Origin of the sequence: Pseudomonas sp. MF6394, assembly GCF_002018845.1 — a bacterium.
Taxonomy (GTDB): Bacteria; Pseudomonadota; Gammaproteobacteria; order Pseudomonadales; family Pseudomonadaceae; genus Aquipseudomonas; species Aquipseudomonas lactis.
In genome coordinates this window covers 200,704-217,580 of sequence record NZ_MVOJ01000004.1, presented here as the reverse complement: position 1 = coordinate 217,580, position 16,877 = coordinate 200,704, and the positions used below count along the sequence as shown (strand labels likewise).

Genomic DNA, 16,877 nt, shown 5'->3' with positions numbered 1-16,877 from the left:
TTGTAAGCAATAGTGCTCCACGCAGCCCAAAGGCTGCGTGGTGGTGTTTGCAAGGAGCCCTCAGACGAGCAGGCCATCTATGTTGTATTCGATGTTCACGTCTCCAACGGGTCGAAAGTTGCCGCCCCGTGTGAGTTTGATCGGGGCAGGCTTGGTATGGGGAGGCTGACGAACTCGGCTTGAGGTGCCTTTCAAGGCGGATGATACGGATATCCCGACCGCTCCGGTCTGTTCCGCAATGCCCGGCACACCCACAAAATTATTCATATGCGCGCTACCCACAACGCTCACGAATCTTTCCCAAGGTGGGGTTTTCTGGATGATTTGTGACGCGAAATAGTTGAACTCTGGAAGGCGTTCGTTCAGGTAACCGGGTTGGGCTCTCCATGCGGCGGCCTTCCCGGAGTGCAGGGTCAATTCGTAGTGCTCGAGCCCTATGACGTTAATGTCGTGTTTTCTGGCTTCGATGATGACGTCCAGCATCGTGGGGCCGCCCGTATATTCGGGGTCATAGTGGCGAGGTGACAGGTATTGAGCATGAGCCTCTGTTAACGCCGAAGCATTTAATCTCGAAGAGCCTTCAATAAACGGGGCGCCTTCAAGGTAAATGGTGGTCACACCGCTATTGGCGAAAGTTTGCATCTGATCAATCAGCAGTTGAAAAGGTGCAGGGTCATTGTGTGATTCACCGATTACGATGCCGCGTACTCCCGGTTGAGAAAGAATATTCTCAATGGCCGTTTTCGGCGAGGTGCTCTTGGACGTCAGTGCAGGTACGGAAGGCCGTTGAGTCGCTCCTGCTTTTCGGAGTTTTTTGTAGTGGGCCTTCATATCGCGCCTGTGCCATCTGCGGATAGTTCTGACTGTCGCATCCGTTGGGTTTACAAAGTCATCGGCTGCTGCCCCCGAGAGCACTCTATCCATATATCGTTCGGGGGCTTGGGGCAGAGCATTGCCTGGTTGAACGCCACCCGTCATCTGATTGAGTCGCCATTCACCATTTCCTGCCGATTGCAGAAACGCCACTGTCCTCTCGCTTCTGGAAGCCGTCGCCGGGGCGTTGGGGTTGATGATATCGACCCGCCCGCTGGAGGCGTGGAACGCTGAGTGGATCTGATAAACCCGGTTTTCTCCGGTAACGTCGGTGTACCGTATATACCAATTACCACCGACGTTATAGGTGCCGTTGGACCCTAGGTGCGCCCCACGGATGACGTCGTCGGCTACGGCGTAAGCACTCAGGTCGCGGTTTGGCACGGCGACCGTGGTCGAGGGGTGCGTGGAGACGGTGGTGACGCCGCTGCTGGTGGAGGCGACTGCCGTGGGAGGGATGGCGGGCGCCGGCAGCGCTCTGGGGCCCGAGCGTGCCACCAGCGGGCCGGCTTGGCCGGTGGCTCTGAATACCGGTCGCATGGGGGCCGCACGAAGATTGGAGATGCCTGTGGCAGCCAGGCTGAAGTCACTGTAGATCGTGCGTGCCAAGCCAGGTTTTCTGATCAAGTGCGGCAAGATCTTGCTATTGGCGCGCAGCGCAGTCACACCGGCTTTACCCAGTCGAACACCTGAGGACACCCCTTTACCGATCACGGGTATCAGGTCCGCGAAGATCAAGGCCACTTCGAGGCCGAACTCGATTTTGTTGAGGGTGGATTGCTTCGCCACTTCCTCGCTGCTTACCGACTGATGATCCGCTCGGTCGAGCACCATCTGTACGTGTTGTGTGTACAGGTGTTCCTGAACATCGCCTTCGATCGGCTTCAGGCTGATCGCACTGCCCAGTAGCTTGACCGATGAAATGATCAGTTCAGGGGAGATCAGCGTCAGAGGGTTGTATGCCTTTTCTTTAAGGGCTTCTTTGAATTGCGCGATGTCATCTTTACTGACGGGTGATTTTCTTTTTGCGATATAGGACGCCCACTCACCTTTAGCCAGAAGAGCGTCCAGGGCTTTGTGGTCCGCCACTTCGCGAAAGGTGATGCCGTCGGGAGCCTTGGGGGTGTAAAGCACCAATGCCGAGTCCGTCTGATTGCCGATCACCATCACGCCTTGCACCGCCAACCCACGGTGGACAAGGCTGTTGGCCACGATGTTTTTTCCATCCACTTGGGGGCGCGTGACGGGATTGGGGTGGTCCACTACCGCATCAACCCACTGCACCGCACGCTTGGTGCTAGTGTCTTGCTGGGCTTTTTCCGTGTAAGCGTCGGGATTGAGTTCTGATAAAAACGCCTCCTTGGCCATCGCGTCTTCCAGGTTGGCTTTCCAGGCTGTACGCAATTGCGCGGCGCTGCCAACCTCGGTGTCAGTGGCCATCTCCTGTTTGAGCAGCTTGGTGTATTCGCCGCCGACATCGACGGTATTGACCAGCTTTTTAAGCGCGTCGGTGTCCAGGATCACCGGCTTGCCAGCCGCGTCCAGTACGGGCCTGCCTTGCGTGTCGAGCAATGCCAGGGTCATTTTTACATCGGTAAACGTGCCCCTCTCGATGGCTGGAAAACCACTGGGATTGTCCAGCGCCAGGTCGGTCAGCGAGACGGAGTGCTGTTTGTCATAAAGCGGCTGGCCAGTCCCACGCCCACCCTGGATGCCGGTGCGGGTGTGTATCTGTACCTTTAATTGGTCAGCATCGACCGCTGCGTTCGGGTACTGCTTCTTGATGGCCGCATTCAGTCTGTCCCGTGAGAAGTCTCCCAGTGACGGGATTTTTGCGAGCAGTGGCGCCAGTGTCTCCAGGCTTTTCTCTTGCACACGCTCCAAATGCAAAAACACCGCTTCTTGAACCGCAGACAGGTTCTTCAACCATTGCGGTTGGTTTTTGTCAGTCAGTCTCGCATCCCGGGCCAGCATCGCATTGCTGCCATCGAGCAGATACGACCAGTCAGCCGCGTGATCGATGCCTTGGGCTGAGGCGTTGTCGAGCAAAGGGCTGGTGGTGCTGCCTGGCGCCAATGCGTTGTCCAAACCGGCCTTGGCTTCTGCTTGCTGGCGCCTGACCATCCAAGCCACGGCTTCTGCCAACACATCCCCGGACGATGGCGAGGCGCTGCGCATCAGGTCATCGCCGGAGAAACCGTCAGCCCGGTTTTGCAGGGCCGGTGGCAGGGTTTGTAGCAATAGCTGGGCCGCGGTGCCGCCTTGATCCAGTCGCTCGGCCAGTGCCTGACGTGCCTGGGCGGGCGTTGCAAACTCTTCGAATCCTTCGCCGGGTGTGTACAGCACGACGGGGCCATGAGTGTCGTTGAGTTCAAGGGTGCGCCCATTCGGCCAGGTAGGCGGCAGGGCCTGTGAGCCGTCGTTTTTGGTGATAAGAAACGCGCCCGCCAGCATCGCGCCGCGTTCGGTTTTGTTATCGACCGTGATGGGGTACACACCCAGTCGATCACCATTGGCGAAGTTTTTCTCGCGGGCATCCAGCGTGGGGTATCGCAGCGCGTCGTCGATCAGTGCTTTGCTTTCTGTACTGAGGGTTTGATCGCTGACACGCAAGGCTGCCAGGATCGACAATTGGCGTTTGTGCAGGGTCAACAGCTGATTCAATGGCGACTCGTGCTTGCTCGGGTCTTCATGCACCGGGCTGGCGGTGTTCCAATAGCGTTCAATGGCTTGTGGGTAATGCGTGGCGATGCTGCGCGCGATGGTTTGCAAGGTGCTCGTGGTGGCGGCGGGCAGTGCCAGATCGTCGTCCAGGCTGGTGCGATGAGTGAATTGGGTGTGTATGTCGCGCTCAGGGCTGATCAGTTTGTCGGGATTAGCCAGGATGTCTTGGACCATCCTGGCCAGGGCGGTCATTAGCGGTTCGGATGACTCCTGTGACACCTCATTGCCGTTAATGCGGTAACGATTGATGCTCATTGTCTCGGCGTCCAGAGGCCGGACGGCGGGGAATGCTTCCTCGAGTTGCGCCTGTATGAAGGCTTTGAAGCTTGGCTGTTGGTTGTGCAGGCGCTGCATGTCCTCCGTCAGGAGGGCGTGTTCAACGGTGTAGGCTAATTGTTTGCTGGGTTTGAAATGTTTCTCCAGGTGGGGGTAACGCATTTGCGCGCTGGCTATGCCGGGCGAAGTGGGGACGGGGGGAGTGTCGGGGGCGTAGGTTGAAGCGCGAGCAAGCGCTTGTGTCGTACTAGACGGCGTGGGAAGAGCGGGGGATGCAGGAACCGCAGAATCGATCAGGACTTGGTGTGCGTGTCGTGCTGCCAACGCTTGGGTCAGAGAGTACATAGAATGAGTCTCACAGGTTTCGGATTTCCACTGGTCAGGTCATGCTCATTACGCTCCGTGTAAGTTGTGGAATAGGTGGGTGGTGGATGTCGGATGGTTCCCGTCGCAACTGTAAGAGGTGTGCAACAGCTTGCTTCGAAGTCACCGCTTTTGAGGGGGCGATGGTAAAGGCGGGCAGGTGTGTGGCGTGGCGCGCTGATTCAGTCAGCGCGCCGTCGTCAGGTTGATCAAGACGTTTTGAGGTAGGGGTCGACGTTCTGGTGGACTTGGTAGTCCCCCACCGTTGCATCGGCGGCGAACTTTTCTTCAGGTGCCGGACGCGAGCCGGTGTTTTTGACGGCATTACTGCTGGCGCCTTGCGGTGCGTCATACACGCCTACGCTGACGGCCCCGGTTTGCTCAGCGATGCCGGGGACGCCCTGGGTGGTGTTCATGTGCCTTCTTCCCACTACGGCGATCCACTTTTCCCCAGGGGGGGTCTGCTGAATAATCTTGCTGGCAAAGTAATTGAACTCACGCAGCCGGTCAGTGGTGTGCGCCGCGTTACCTGCTTCACCTATGGGCGTTCGGGTTATGTGCATCGTCATATGTTCATGTTCGAGACCTACGATTTTAATACCATGTTGTTGCGCGGCAGCGAGCACGTCATCGCGTGTAGGCGTACCGCGTTTATACTTTTTCGCATCAGCGGGCGTCTGCCATACCCCATCCACCCCGCTGGCGCTATTCCAGTAGGCCCCTTCCAGGTACAGGGTCGTGACGCCTGAATCTGCGTAACCCTGCATATTCTTTATCAGCATGACGTTGGTGGAAATCTGATCGTGCTTCTCTCCAAATACGATACCGTCCGAGACGCGCAGCAGTTCACGTGTCATTTCGCCGGGAGAGGCGTCAGGCGTCAGAGCCGGCATGTTCGGGCGAGGTCTCGGTGCGACGGCATGATTGGCATAAGATTCAGTCATCCCTTCTCTGAACCAGCGTATCGCCATGCGCCTGTAGCATGGTTGGGTGCTTGAATCAGGTAGGCCTACGATCAGGTAATCGACGAAATTTATATTCCAGTGTTGTTGAATGTGATTTTTCCTATGCCGCCTGCCACCAGGCAGTTGATTGATGCGCCATTCGCCATTGCCCGCCGATTGCAGGGAGGCCACCGTTCTGCTGCTTCTGGACGCCGTCGCTGGGGCATTCGGATCAATGATATTGACGTGCCCGCTGCGGGCGTGGAATGCCGAGTCGATCTGGTAAACCCGGTTTTCTCCGGTACTGTCGGTAAAGCGCACGTACCAGTTGTCCCCCACGTTGTACGTGCCGTCGGGCCTTAACGGGCGACCGGTGATGACCTCATTCGGCACAGTGTAGGCGCTCAGGTCGCGGGTTGGCCGGGCGACCGGGGTGGCGACGGTGGTCACGCCACTGCTGGTAGAGGCGGTGGCTGGCGGTGTGCTGGGCGGGGTTCCCGTCGAGGTGCCGGTCACTTGACGTGGCGCAGGCGCGCGTGCCGTTGTCGACTGTCTGAAGACAGGCCGTAGTGGCCCTGCACGCACACCCTTGATACCGGTTGTAGCCAGTAGGAAATCAATATAAAGCGTCTGCGCCAGGCCGGGATTTTTCATGAGCTTGGGCAACAGTTTTCTGTTGGCGCGCAAAGCGATTAAAGCGGCTTTGCTCAGATGAGTCGTGGTGCTTGCGACCTTGCCGGCACCTGGCAAAAAGTCCAGGAATAGCATTCCCACTTCGACGCCAAACGTGGCCTTATTGATGAACGATTGCTTGGCCACTTCTGCACTGCTGACGGATTGATGGTCTGCCTTGTCGACGATCATCTGAACGTTTTGCTGGTACAGGTGATCCTGGACATTGCCCCTTATTGGTTTGAGTGCCGAGCCACCGAGCATGACCTTTGTACTTTTGTCGGCTATGTCCAGGGCTTTATCGGGCGCCAGGGCGGTGAATGGATTGTTGGGGATATCCCTGACGACCTCGTCGAATTCAGCTACATCATCTTTCTTGACCGGTGATTTTCTGTCCGCGATATAGGCTTTCCACGCGTCTTTTTTCAGTAAGTCGTCCATTGCCTTCTGGTCCGCAACTTCGCGAAACGCGATGCCGTCGGGCGCCTTGGGCGTGTAGAGCACCAATGAAGAATCGACCTTGTTGCCAATCACCATCACTCCATGAACCGGCTGTCCGTAGTCGTACAGGGCATTGGCGATAATGTTCTGGCCATCGACTTTGGGGCGGTTGGCGGGGTTGGGGTGGTCCAGGATTGCCGTAACCCATTGCGCTGCGCGTTTGCTGTTCTTGTCTTCGGCGGCCTGCTCTTTATAGGCCGTAGGGTTGAGCTCCGCGAGAAAGGCGTCTTTCTCCATGGCATCGCTCAGGTTGGTTTTCCACGCCTCCCGTAGAGGTGAAGGGGCATCAGGTGCCAGTTCTTTTTTAAGCAGCTTGTCGTATTCGCCTCCCACATCTGCAGCCTTGATCAAGGCTTTTAGCTGCTCATCATTGAGTATGATTGGCTTGCCACGGCTATCGCGAATCGGGTTGCCCTGGGTGTCAATCAACGGCAGGGTCAGTGTGATAGTGGTTTTTTTCTGAATACTTCTTGGAAGAAAACCGGTGGGGTTTTTCAGCGCCAGATCCGTCAGTGAAAGCTGTTTTTGTTCTGACGAGGTCGTTACGCGGTTACCCATTATTGACATGGCCACGTCCGCTAGGACGAAGTTGGTCGAATTGTCCCGGGTTGTGGTTTGGTCTATTTTCACCGTTAATTTATCGGCATCAATCTGCGCAGTGGGGTACAGCTTCCTGATAGCCTCGTTCATCCTGTTGCGAGCGAAGTCCGACAGGGACGGGATTTTTTCAAGCAGGGGCAGTAACGCGTCAGTGCTCTTTTTCTCCCACTGTTCCAGTTTCAGGAAGATGGCTTCTTGAGCCGGGGTCAGGTTTTTCAACCACTGCGGTTGTTGTTTTTCGATCAACTTGGCGTTGTAAGCCAACAGGGCATTGGTGCTGTCGAGCTGGTACGACCAGTCGGCGGCGTCATCTATGGCTTGGGCTGACGTCGGGTCCGTCAGTGGGTTAGCTGGCGTAGTGGCTGTCAGTGTCTGGGTGAGCTGTTTATTGATTTCCTCTTGCTGGCGCTTGAGCATCCACGGAATGCCCTCTGCCAGTACCTCCGCAGCCACAGGCTCAACGCGCCATGTCAGGTCATCTCCCGAGGGCTGTTCTGTTCGGTTTTGCAGCGCCAACGGCAGCGTTTGCAACAACAGTTCGGCCTCTACTCCACCTTCATCAAGGCGCTTGGCCAATGCTTCGCGGGCTTGGGCGGGTGTGGCGAACTCCTCGAACCCTTTACTGGGGGTATACAGAACCACCGGGCCGTGGCTGTCGTCGAGCGCTAAGGACCGACCTTTAGGCCATGCGGGCTCGGTCGCGAAGGAGCCGTCGGTCTGGGTGATGAGGAAGGTCCCCGCCAGCAGTGCACCCCGTTCAGTACCGTCATCCACGGTGAGTGGGTACACCCCAGGGCGGGCACCGTCAGCAAAGGCATTTTCCCGCGCGGCCAAGGTGGGGTATTGCAGCGCCGTGTCGATCAGTTGTTTGCTCGCCGGGCTCAAGGTGCCATCGTTGGCGCGCGCTGCGGCCACGGTTGCCAGTTGCTGCTTGTACAAGGCCAACAGTTCGTTCTGTGGTGTGGTTCGCACGTGCGGGTTGTGCGGGCTTTGGCGAGGCGTGGTCCAGAACTTCTGTTGCATGGTCGCGTATTGGACGATGCGCTGGGCAATCGTGTGCAGTGAGTGCGAAGGGGTAACCAGGGTGGGCGGCACACCGGTGCTGCCCCGGGTGAAAAAATCTCCGTATAGGTTGTTGCCTTCGCCTGCTTTGTTCCCAGGGTTACGCAGCTGTTCCTGGATTTCTTTATGCAGTGCGTCGAGAAAGGGTTCTACAGACAGCGTTTTTATACTGCCATCGTTTTGCTTGCGCCAACGCTTGAAGGTGAGGTCTGCAACATTGAGGTGGGGCTGGTCGGGAAACAGTGTGGCCAGTTGTTGCTGCAGGAAAGTCTTGAAGTTCGGTTGCTCTTTGTAGAGCTGTTGTATCGCATGGGCGGCTTCGTTGTGTTGCTCTATGAGGCTGCTATTGCGTGGAGGTGTGACGGCGGCAGGTGGCGTACTTGGCGAATCGGGTACAGGCAAATCGTCTGGTGCGTAGGTCGAAGACGCTACGAACGGGGCGGCCTGGCTTTTTTCTAGGTGGGGTGTCGGTGTTCCGGCAGGTTGGTGAAAGGGTCGATGCTGTTCCAAAGGGGTTTGGACTGTAGAACTGGCTGGCGCAAGCATAGAAACAACCTCATCACTTAATGGAAATGGTGTCGTTACGGTCCTTGTAAGTCGCCAGGTAAGTGATGGGGTGTGTTGGGTTGGTTCCGGCTGCAAATGTAAGGAAAGAGGTATGCCCTGTGCCAGGGCATTGGATAAAAATCAGGGTTGAAACGCGCCGATGAATATCGCCGGGTCTACCCGGGCATCGTTGAGGCTGACGTTCCAGTGCATATGCGGCCCGGTCGCACGGCCTGTCGAGCCGACCTTGCCCACCACTGCGCCGCGCACCAGTTGCTGGCCCACCTTCACGTCGATCTTGGACATATGGCAGAACATGCTGATAAAGCCCTGGCCATGGTCGACGAACACCGTGTTGCCGTTGAAGAAGTAATTGCCCACCAGGATCACCTTGCCGTTCGCAGGCGTCTTGATCGGCGTACCGGCCGGCACCGCGAAGTCCAGGCCCGAGTGCGGGTTGCGCTCTTCGCCATTGAAGAAGCGCCGCACGCCAAACTTGCTCGACAACGGCCCGTTCATCGGTTTATCCAGTACCAGGTTGCTCGGCAGGTTCGGGCTGAAACTGCGGTAAGCCTTGATCTGCACGGCCAGCTCATTTTCGATGCGCTTGAGCTGGGCCGGGTCGGGGTTGACCTGGCTTTTGTTTTTCAAGGTGATGCGCTGTTCCGGGTACTTCTTGTAGCCGACGATAAACGGCAGGTTGCGCCCACCGCTGCTGATGCGCTCGTTACCGGGCTTGACCGTCAACGGGATGCCGACAATCGCCAGCCAGTTGTCCTGCTCCTTGACCACCAGCACCGGCTTGCCCTGGTAGGTGGCTTTCGGCGCCGTGGCCGAAGGGCCTAGTTCGACGACGGCCACGCCGCCAGGCACGGGTTTGTTCAGGGTTCGCGTGATGTAGCTGTCGGCGTGGGCGTTAAACGTGAGGCACAACAGCATCAACAGGCTCAGTAGGCGTGGCATCGATCAATCCAATAATGAAAGGGTGACGGGTGTCAGGTGGTTGTCTTCCACCCGCACTTGCAATTGGCCTTCACCCAGGCGCGCGGTGAGGCGCTGGCCGGTGTGGGTTTGTGCGGCGTTGCGAATCGCCTGGCCGCGCTCGTCCAACAGGATGCTGTAGCCACGGCCCAGGGTTGCCAGCGGGCTGACCACCTGCAACGTCTGCACCTGGCTTTGCAGTTGCAGGCGCCGCGCCTTGAGACCTTCGCGCATGGCGCGGGGCAGGCGTTCGGCGAGGCTGTCCAGGCGCTGGCGCAAGAGGGCCAGTTGACGGCCCGGGTGCTGGCCGGCGAGGCGGGTTTCCAGGCGGATCAAGCGCTCGCGACGGGTATTGAGGCTGCGCTCAAACGCACGACGCAAGCGCATGTCCAGGTCATCCAGGCGCTGGGCCTGTTGGCGCAAGCGCTCACCAGGGTGACGCAAGCGGCGGGCCATGCCTTCCAGGCGCAGGCGGCTGTGGCTCAGGCGGTTGCGCATCAGCATCACCAGGCGGCGCTGCAGGTTTTCTACCTGGCGCACCAGGTGGCTGGCGTCCGGGGCGAGCAACTCTGCGGCGGCGGAGGGAGTAGGGGCGCGCACGTCCGCCACGAAGTCGCTGATGGACACATCGGTTTCATGGCCGACGGCACTGACGATAGGGGTAACGCAGGCATCGATTGCGCGGGCCACCGCCTCTTCGTTGAAACACCAGAGGTCTTCCAGGGAGCCGCCGCCACGGGCCAGGATCAGCGCGTCGAAACCGCGTGCGTCCGCGAGTTTCAGTGCTCGCACAATCTGCGCGATCGCTTCGCGGCCTTGCACAGCTGTGGGAACCAGGGTCAGTTCAATGTTCGGCGCACGCCGGCTGAACACGCTGATGATGTCGCGAATCACCGCACCGGTGGGTGAGCTGATAATGCCAATGCGCCGAGGATGCACCGGCAGCGCCACTTTGCGTTCGGCACTGAACAGGCCTTCGGCGCTGAGTTTTTCCTTCAAAGCATCAAAGGCCAGGCGCAGCGCACCATCCCCGGCCGGCTCCACGGTGTCGAGGATCAGTTGGTAATCGCCACGGCCCTCGAACAACGAGACCTTGCCGCGCACCTTCACCGCCAGGCCGTCTTTCAGTGCCTGGCGTACCCGCGCCGCGTTATTGCGAAACAGCGCGCAACGCACCTGGGCGCCACTGTCCTTGAGCGTGAAATACACATGACCGGAAGCCGGGCGGGCGAGGTTGGAGATCTCGCCTTCCACCCAGATATTGGTGAATACGTCTTCCAGCAACACCCGCGCACGGCCGTTGAGTTGGCTGACAGTCAGGACTTCGCGGTCCAGGCCCAAGCGGGCAAAAGGATCTTTAATCATGGGCAGCAGTTTATAGGCATTCGTGCAGGGTTTGACAGAATTGCTCCACCAACGCGTTCGGCGCTTGCGCGCAGGCCAGCGCTACGGTGCTGTGGCAGTCCGGGTCGGCCAAGGGCAAAAAATGCACATTGGGCGGGGCAATGTCCTGCATGGATTTTGGTAACAAGGCAATACCGAAACCGGCCTGGATCAATTGCAACTGCGTGGTCTTGCGCGACATCACCCGCGCCGCCTTGGGGAAAAAACCGGCGCGCATGCACAATTCGGCTGACAGATAACTCAGCCCGCCGCGCTGAGGGTGGGGGATCGAAATAAACGCCTCGTCCTTGAGTTGCATTAATTCGACCGCTGCGTTGCCACGTGCCAACGGGTGACCCGTCGGCACTGCCAGCGCCAACGGCTCGGTGTACAAAGGCACCACGCGCACGCCTTCGCGCTGGCGCAACACCGGCAACCGCAGCAGGCCGACGTCCAGGCGCCCCTCGGCGATTTCTTCCAGTTGGGCTTCGGAGGAGAGCTTGACGATATCCATCGACACACCCGGGCAGCGCTCCAGCCACATGCTGATGCCTTGCAGTAACGCGCCGCTCATCGGCACGGTGCTCGAATGGCTCAGGCGCAGGGTGCCGAGTTGGCCATGGCCCACTTGCGTCGCCAGGTCGCTGGCCTTGAGCAACTCACTCAGCAGGTTGCGCGCCCGTGGGTAGAAGGCTTCGCCGGCGGCCGTCAGCCGTGGCTGGCGTGCAGTGCGTTCGAACAGCGGGGTTTGCAGGTGGGATTCCAGCGCCTTGATCTGCCGGCTCAACGCCGATTGCGCCACGAACAGGCGTTCGGCCGCGGCACTGAAGCTGCCGCTGTCGGCGATTTCGACGAAATAACGCAGTTGGCGAGTGGAGATCACAAGTCATGCCTTTTTGAGATGGGTAGCGAGCTTTGAAGATATTAGTCGCAACGCTCGTCGATGGCTAAAGTGAGTGGCATCTGAAATAGAAGGAATAAGTCATGAGCCCGGTTGAGCTGATGAGCCAGTGGTCGTTCGGCGGTGTTGATTGGCTGGTGATCGGCCTGGGCCTGACGGTGGCTTACATCGTGTTCGGCATTGCCGGATTCGGCACCGCGCTGGTGGCGGGGCCGATCCTGATTCTATTCATGCCGCTGTCGAAGATCATCCCGTTGCTGGTGCTGCTGGACTTTGTCGCGGCGTTTGGCGGCCTGCTGCAAACGCGGCGCGATGTGAATAGGTCGGAACTGTTGCGGTTGCTGCCCTGCATGGCCATCGGCTGCACCTTGGGCGTGGTGTTTTTGCTTAACCTGCATTCGGACCTGTTGCTGTTGTTGATGGGGCTGTTTATCAGCGCCTACGCGATTTACAGCCTGGCGGTGAAAGCTCGGCCGACTCAGTTGGCGGCGGGCTGGTCGATTCCCATGGGCACTGTGGGTGGCCTGTTTGGTGCGCTATTTGGCAGTGGCGGCTTTTTATATGCGATCTATCTGAATAGCCGTTTGCCCAAGGACGCAGCGCGGGCCACGCAAAGCGCGCTGATCAGTTGCAGCACGGTCGTGCGTTTGAGTCTGTTCCTGATTGCCGGGGTGTATGCCGATTGGCCGTTATTGATGTTGGCGGTTTGTCTGTTGCCGGCGATGGTTCTGGGGCTGTGGTGTGGGCGCAGGCTGACGATGCGGCTGTCCCGTGAGGCGTTCGTGCGGTTGGTGACCTGGCTGGTATTGGCCAGTGGTATTGCGTTGATCGGGCGGTATTTGAGTACTTGACCGGTTTTTTTCAGGGATTAAGCTGCCAGCCTTCAGGGCCTCTTCGCGAGCAAGCCCGCTCCCACAGTCGACCGCATTTAATCCTGCAGGATCGCGGTCGAATGTGGGAGCGGGCTTGCTCGCGAAGGCGTCAGACGGCACACCGCAGGACTCCCATGAATTCCCAAAGCATCCTTGTCCCGAAAATTTCCACCTTGCCCGTCCACGAACCCCGCGCCCGGGCGATTGTGCGCTGGCTGGTGCGCAAGAACATCATCAAGGAAGAGCTCACCACTTGCGGCCGCACCGGCAACCGCATGGGCTATGCCCTGGCCGATGGTGCCCGCGCCGTGGTGCTGCACCCCGAGGCGCTGCCATTCAACGAGCCGGTCAACGGTTTGGAGATCATCTACAAGCGGTGCATCTATACCCCGGCCAAGGGCTTTCTCGAAGAAACCGGCTGCCCGGAGTGCCTCAAGGAAGTCGGCGAGGCGCTGTTTGAAAGCCTGGAAGACTGGATGCCTGGCCACACCGATAACTTCACCTGCCCGCTATGTGGGCATGAAGACGACATCAACGGCTTTCTATTCCTGCAGGAATGCGGGTTTTCCAACCTGGGCTTTATTTTCAACAACTGGGCGGAGGCGGGCTTCAAGCAGAGCTTTATCGACGAGTTTGCCGACTGGTTGGACCAGAAGATTGCCTGGGTCAAAGTTGAGCTGTAGGAGCGAGCTTGCTCGCGAAAATCGTCAACGATAACGGGGTGAGTCTGATTTAACGCGGTGCCTTTGCCTCCTTCGCGAGCAAGTTCGCTCCTACAGAAAAAGCTGCGGGTTTTCTCCATCTATCAGTATTACCAAGTTTGTCAGAGTTTTACATTGAGCCCGGCAGGGTGCATGTATATAATGGCGCGCTTCCATTTTCCCGCTCGGGAGCCCCCGCGATGCTGCGTATCAGCCAAGAAGCTCTGACATTCGACGACATTCTCCTAGTGCCCGGTTATTCCGAGGTGCTTCCTAACGAAGTCAGTCTCAAGACCCGCCTAACCCGTGGCATCGAGCTGAATATTCCCCTGGTTTCTGCTGCCATGGACACCGTCACCGAAGCCCGTTTGGCAATCGCCATGGCTCAGGAAGGCGGCATCGGCATCATCCACAAGAACATGACCATCGAGCAGCAAGCTGCCGAAGTGCGCAAGGTCAAGCGTTACGAAGCCGGCGTGGTGAAAGATCCGATCACCATCGAAGCTGAGGCCACCGTGCGTGATCTGTTCGAACTCACTCGCATGCACAACATCTCCGGCGTTCCGGTGCTGCACGATGGCGACCTGGTCGGCATCGTCACTTCCCGTGACGTGCGTTTCGAGAACCGCCTTGAAGTCACCGTCCGCGAAGTGATGACGCCTAAAGAGCGCCTCGTCACCGTCAAGGAAGGCGCCGACAAGAACGATGTGCGCGAACTGCTGCACAAGCACCGCATCGAGCGCGTGCTGATCGTCGACGACAAATTCGCCCTCAAAGGCATGATGACCGTCAACGACATCGAAAAAGCCAAGGCTTACCCGCTGGCCAGCAAGGATGACCAAGGTCGTCTGCGCGTTGGTGCTGCAGTCGGCACCGGTAAAGACACCGGTGATCGCGTCTCGGCGCTGGTCGCTGCTGGCGTTGACGTGGTGGTGGTCGACACCGCCCACGGCCACTCCAAAGGCGTGATCGACCGTGTGCGTTGGGTCAAGCAGAACTTCCCTGACGTGCAGGTGATCGGCGGCAACATCGCCACCGGCGCTGCCGCCAAGGCCCTGGCCGAAGCGGGCGCCGATGCAGTCAAGGTCGGTATCGGCCCAGGCTCCATCTGCACCACGCGTATCGTTGCCGGTGTCGGTGTGCCGCAGATCAGCGCCATCGCCAACGTTGCCGCTGCCCTTGAAGGCACAGGCGTACCGTTGATCGCCGACGGCGGCATCCGTTTCTCCGGTGACCTGTCCAAGGCCATCGTTGCCGGTGCCTCCTGCGTGATGATGGGCTCGATGTTTGCCGGTACCGAAGAGGCGCCAGGCGAGATCGAACTGTTCCAGGGCCGTTCGTACAAGGCTTACCGTGGCATGGGTTCGCTGGGCGCCATGTCCCAGGCGCAGGGCTCTTCCGACCGTTACTTCCAGGACTCTTCGGCAGGCGCCGAGAAGCTCGTACCGGAAGGCATCGAAGGCCGTGTGCCGTACAAAGGCACCCTGAGCGCGATCATCCACCAACTGATGGGCGGCCTGCGTTCCTCGATGGGCTACACCGGCAGCGCCAACATCGAAGAAATGCGCACCAAGCCAGAGTTCGTGCGGATCACCGGCGCCGGCATGGCTGAGTCCCATGTCCACGACGTGCAGATCACCAAGGAAGCGCCAAACTACCGTGTAGGTTGAGCCTTCCAGCAAAATGTTAAGTAACCGGGGCTGTTCTTCAGCCCCGAGTTGTTTCTGATTCATTAGACGAGACTGACTTCATGGCCCTCGACATTCACGCCCACCGCATCCTGATCCTCGACTTCGGTTCCCAGTACACCCAACTGATCGCCCGCCGCGTGCGTGAAATCGGCGTGTACTGCGAACTGCACCCGTTCGACATGGACGATGAAGCGATCCGCGAATTCGCACCCAAAGGCGTCATTCTCGCCGGTGGCCCCGAGTCCGTTCACGAAGCCAACAGCCCGCGCTGCCCGCAAGCGGTATTCGACCTGGGCGTGCCGGTATTTGGCATCTGCTACGGCATGCAGACCATGGCCGAGCAACTGGGCGGCAAGGTTGAAGGTTCCGAGCTGCGTGAATTCGGTTATGCCCGTGTGGACGTGGTTGGCAAGAGCCGCCTGCTGGACGGCATCGAAGACCACATCGACGCCGACGGCCTGTTCGGCCTCGACGTATGGATGAGCCACGGTGACAAGGTCACCAAAATGCCGGAAGACTTCCACATCCTGGCCAGCACCCCGAGCTGCCCGATCGCTGGCATGTTCAGCGACGAGCGTCGCTACTACGGCGTGCAGTTCCACCCGGAAGTGACCCACACCAAGCAAGGCGGGCGCATCCTGTCGCGTTTCATCCTCGACATCTGCGAGTGTGAAGCTCTGTGGACCCCGTCGAAAATCGCTGAAGACGCCATCGCCCAGGTGCGCGCCCAGGTCGGCACCGACAACGTGCTGCTCGGCCTGTCCGGCGGCGTTGACTCTTCGGTTGTGGCGGCCTTGCTGCACAAGGCCATCGGCGACCAGCTGACCTGCGTATTTGTCGACAACGGCCTGCTGCGCCTGCACGAAGGTGAGCAAGTGATGGCCATGTTCGCCGAGAACATGGGCGTCAAGGTGATCCGCGCCAACGCTGAGGAACAGTTCCTCAACAACCTGGCCGGCGAGTCCGACCCGGAGAAGAAGCGCAAGATCATCGGCCGCACCTTCATCGACGTATTCGATGCCGAGTCCACCAAACTGGACAACATCAAGTACCTCGCCCAAGGCACCATCTACCCCGACGTGATCGAGTCGGCCGGCGCCAAGAGCGGCAAGGCCCACGTGATCAAATCCCACCACAACGTGGGTGGCCTGCCTGAGGAAATGAACCTCAAGCTGGTAGAACCGCTGCGCGAGCTGTTCAAGGACGAAGTCCGCCGTCTGGGCCTGGAACTGGGCCTGCCGTACGATATGGTCTACCGCCACCCATTCCCAGGCCCGGGCCTGGGCGTGCGTATCCTGGGTGAAGTGAAAAAGGAATACGCCGACCTGCTGCGTCGCGCCGACCACATCTTCATCGAAGAACTGCGCAAGGCCGACTGGTACCACAAGGTCAGCCAGGCATTCGTGGTGTTCCAGCCGGTGAAATCGGTTGGCGTTGTAGGCGATGGCCGTCGTTACGCGTGGGTTGTTGCACTGCGTGCCGTAGAGACGATCGACTTCATGACAGCGCGTTGGGCACACCTGCCTTACGAACTGCTGGAGACGGTCAGCGGCCGTATCATCAATGAGATCGAAGGTATTTCGCGCGTGACTTATGACGTGTCGAGCAAGCCGCCGGCAACGATTGAGTGGGAATGATGGGACGCCCGGAATTGTCCGGCACCCACTAGCAAAAAATGCCCTGGAGCCCGCGTAATTGCGGGCTTTTGGCTTTTTGGGGTTGGCACTTTCAGCCACTTTGTGCATCGCCAGGTATGGGTGGCTACCCCTTCGACACGCGTCGCCTGA

General features: G+C 58.9%; 9 protein-coding genes. 4 read left to right on the top strand and 5 right to left on the bottom strand.

The genetic code is table 11. From position 1 onward, the window contains the following. Positions 1–60: 60 nt before the first annotated feature. From MF6394_RS06975 to MF6394_RS06950, 5 genes are all read right to left on the bottom strand, one after another. Positions 61–4,035 (bottom strand): membrane-targeted effector domain-containing toxin, encoded by a 3,975-nt coding sequence (locus tag MF6394_RS06975; RefSeq protein ID WP_238597277.1) that lies wholly within the window; start codon positions 4,033–4,035, stop codon positions 61–63. A gap of 410 nt (positions 4,036–4,445) precedes the next feature. Further along, positions 4,446–8,561, bottom strand: coding sequence for a membrane-targeted effector domain-containing toxin (locus MF6394_RS06970; protein ID WP_153046004.1), 4,116 nt, complete (start codon positions 8,559–8,561; stop codon positions 4,446–4,448). A 141-nt stretch (positions 8,562–8,702) separates the two neighbouring features. Continuing rightward, positions 8,703–9,524 carry a M23 family metallopeptidase gene (locus tag MF6394_RS06960; protein WP_078466382.1) on the bottom strand — a complete coding sequence of 274 codons (822 nt, stop codon included), beginning with the start codon at positions 9,522–9,524 and terminating at the stop codon, positions 8,703–8,705. Positions 9,525–9,527: 3 nt separating this feature from the next. Next, positions 9,528–10,907, bottom strand: a complete 1,380-nt coding sequence (gene xseA, locus MF6394_RS06955) for an exodeoxyribonuclease VII large subunit (RefSeq protein WP_078466381.1) — start codon at positions 10,905–10,907, stop codon at positions 9,528–9,530. Positions 10,908–10,917: 10 nt separating this feature from the next. Next, entirely contained in the window at positions 10,918–11,808 is an 891-nt protein-coding gene (locus MF6394_RS06950; protein ID WP_078466380.1) for a LysR family transcriptional regulator, read from the bottom strand. Between the two features lie 101 nt (positions 11,809–11,909). Here MF6394_RS06950 and MF6394_RS06945 point away from each other — a divergent pair, with 101 nt between their 5' ends. From MF6394_RS06945 to guaA, 4 genes are all read left to right on the top strand, one after another. Continuing rightward, positions 11,910–12,677: a sulfite exporter TauE/SafE family protein gene (locus MF6394_RS06945; RefSeq protein WP_078466379.1), complete on the top strand. Its 768-nt coding sequence runs from the start codon at positions 11,910–11,912 to the stop codon at positions 12,675–12,677. Between the two features lie 155 nt (positions 12,678–12,832). Next, positions 12,833–13,381: a sugar ABC transporter ATPase gene (locus MF6394_RS06940; protein WP_078466378.1), complete on the top strand. Its 549-nt coding sequence runs from the start codon at positions 12,833–12,835 to the stop codon at positions 13,379–13,381. Between the two features lie 218 nt (positions 13,382–13,599). Continuing rightward, a complete protein-coding gene (gene guaB / locus MF6394_RS06935; RefSeq protein ID WP_069557281.1) occupies positions 13,600–15,069 on the top strand; it encodes an IMP dehydrogenase in 1,470 nt (489 codons plus the stop codon). A gap of 80 nt (positions 15,070–15,149) precedes the next feature. Further along, a complete protein-coding gene (gene guaA / locus MF6394_RS06930) occupies positions 15,150–16,727 on the top strand; it encodes a glutamine-hydrolyzing GMP synthase (RefSeq protein WP_078466377.1) in 1,578 nt (525 codons plus the stop codon). Positions 16,728–16,877: the final 150 nt, after the last annotated feature.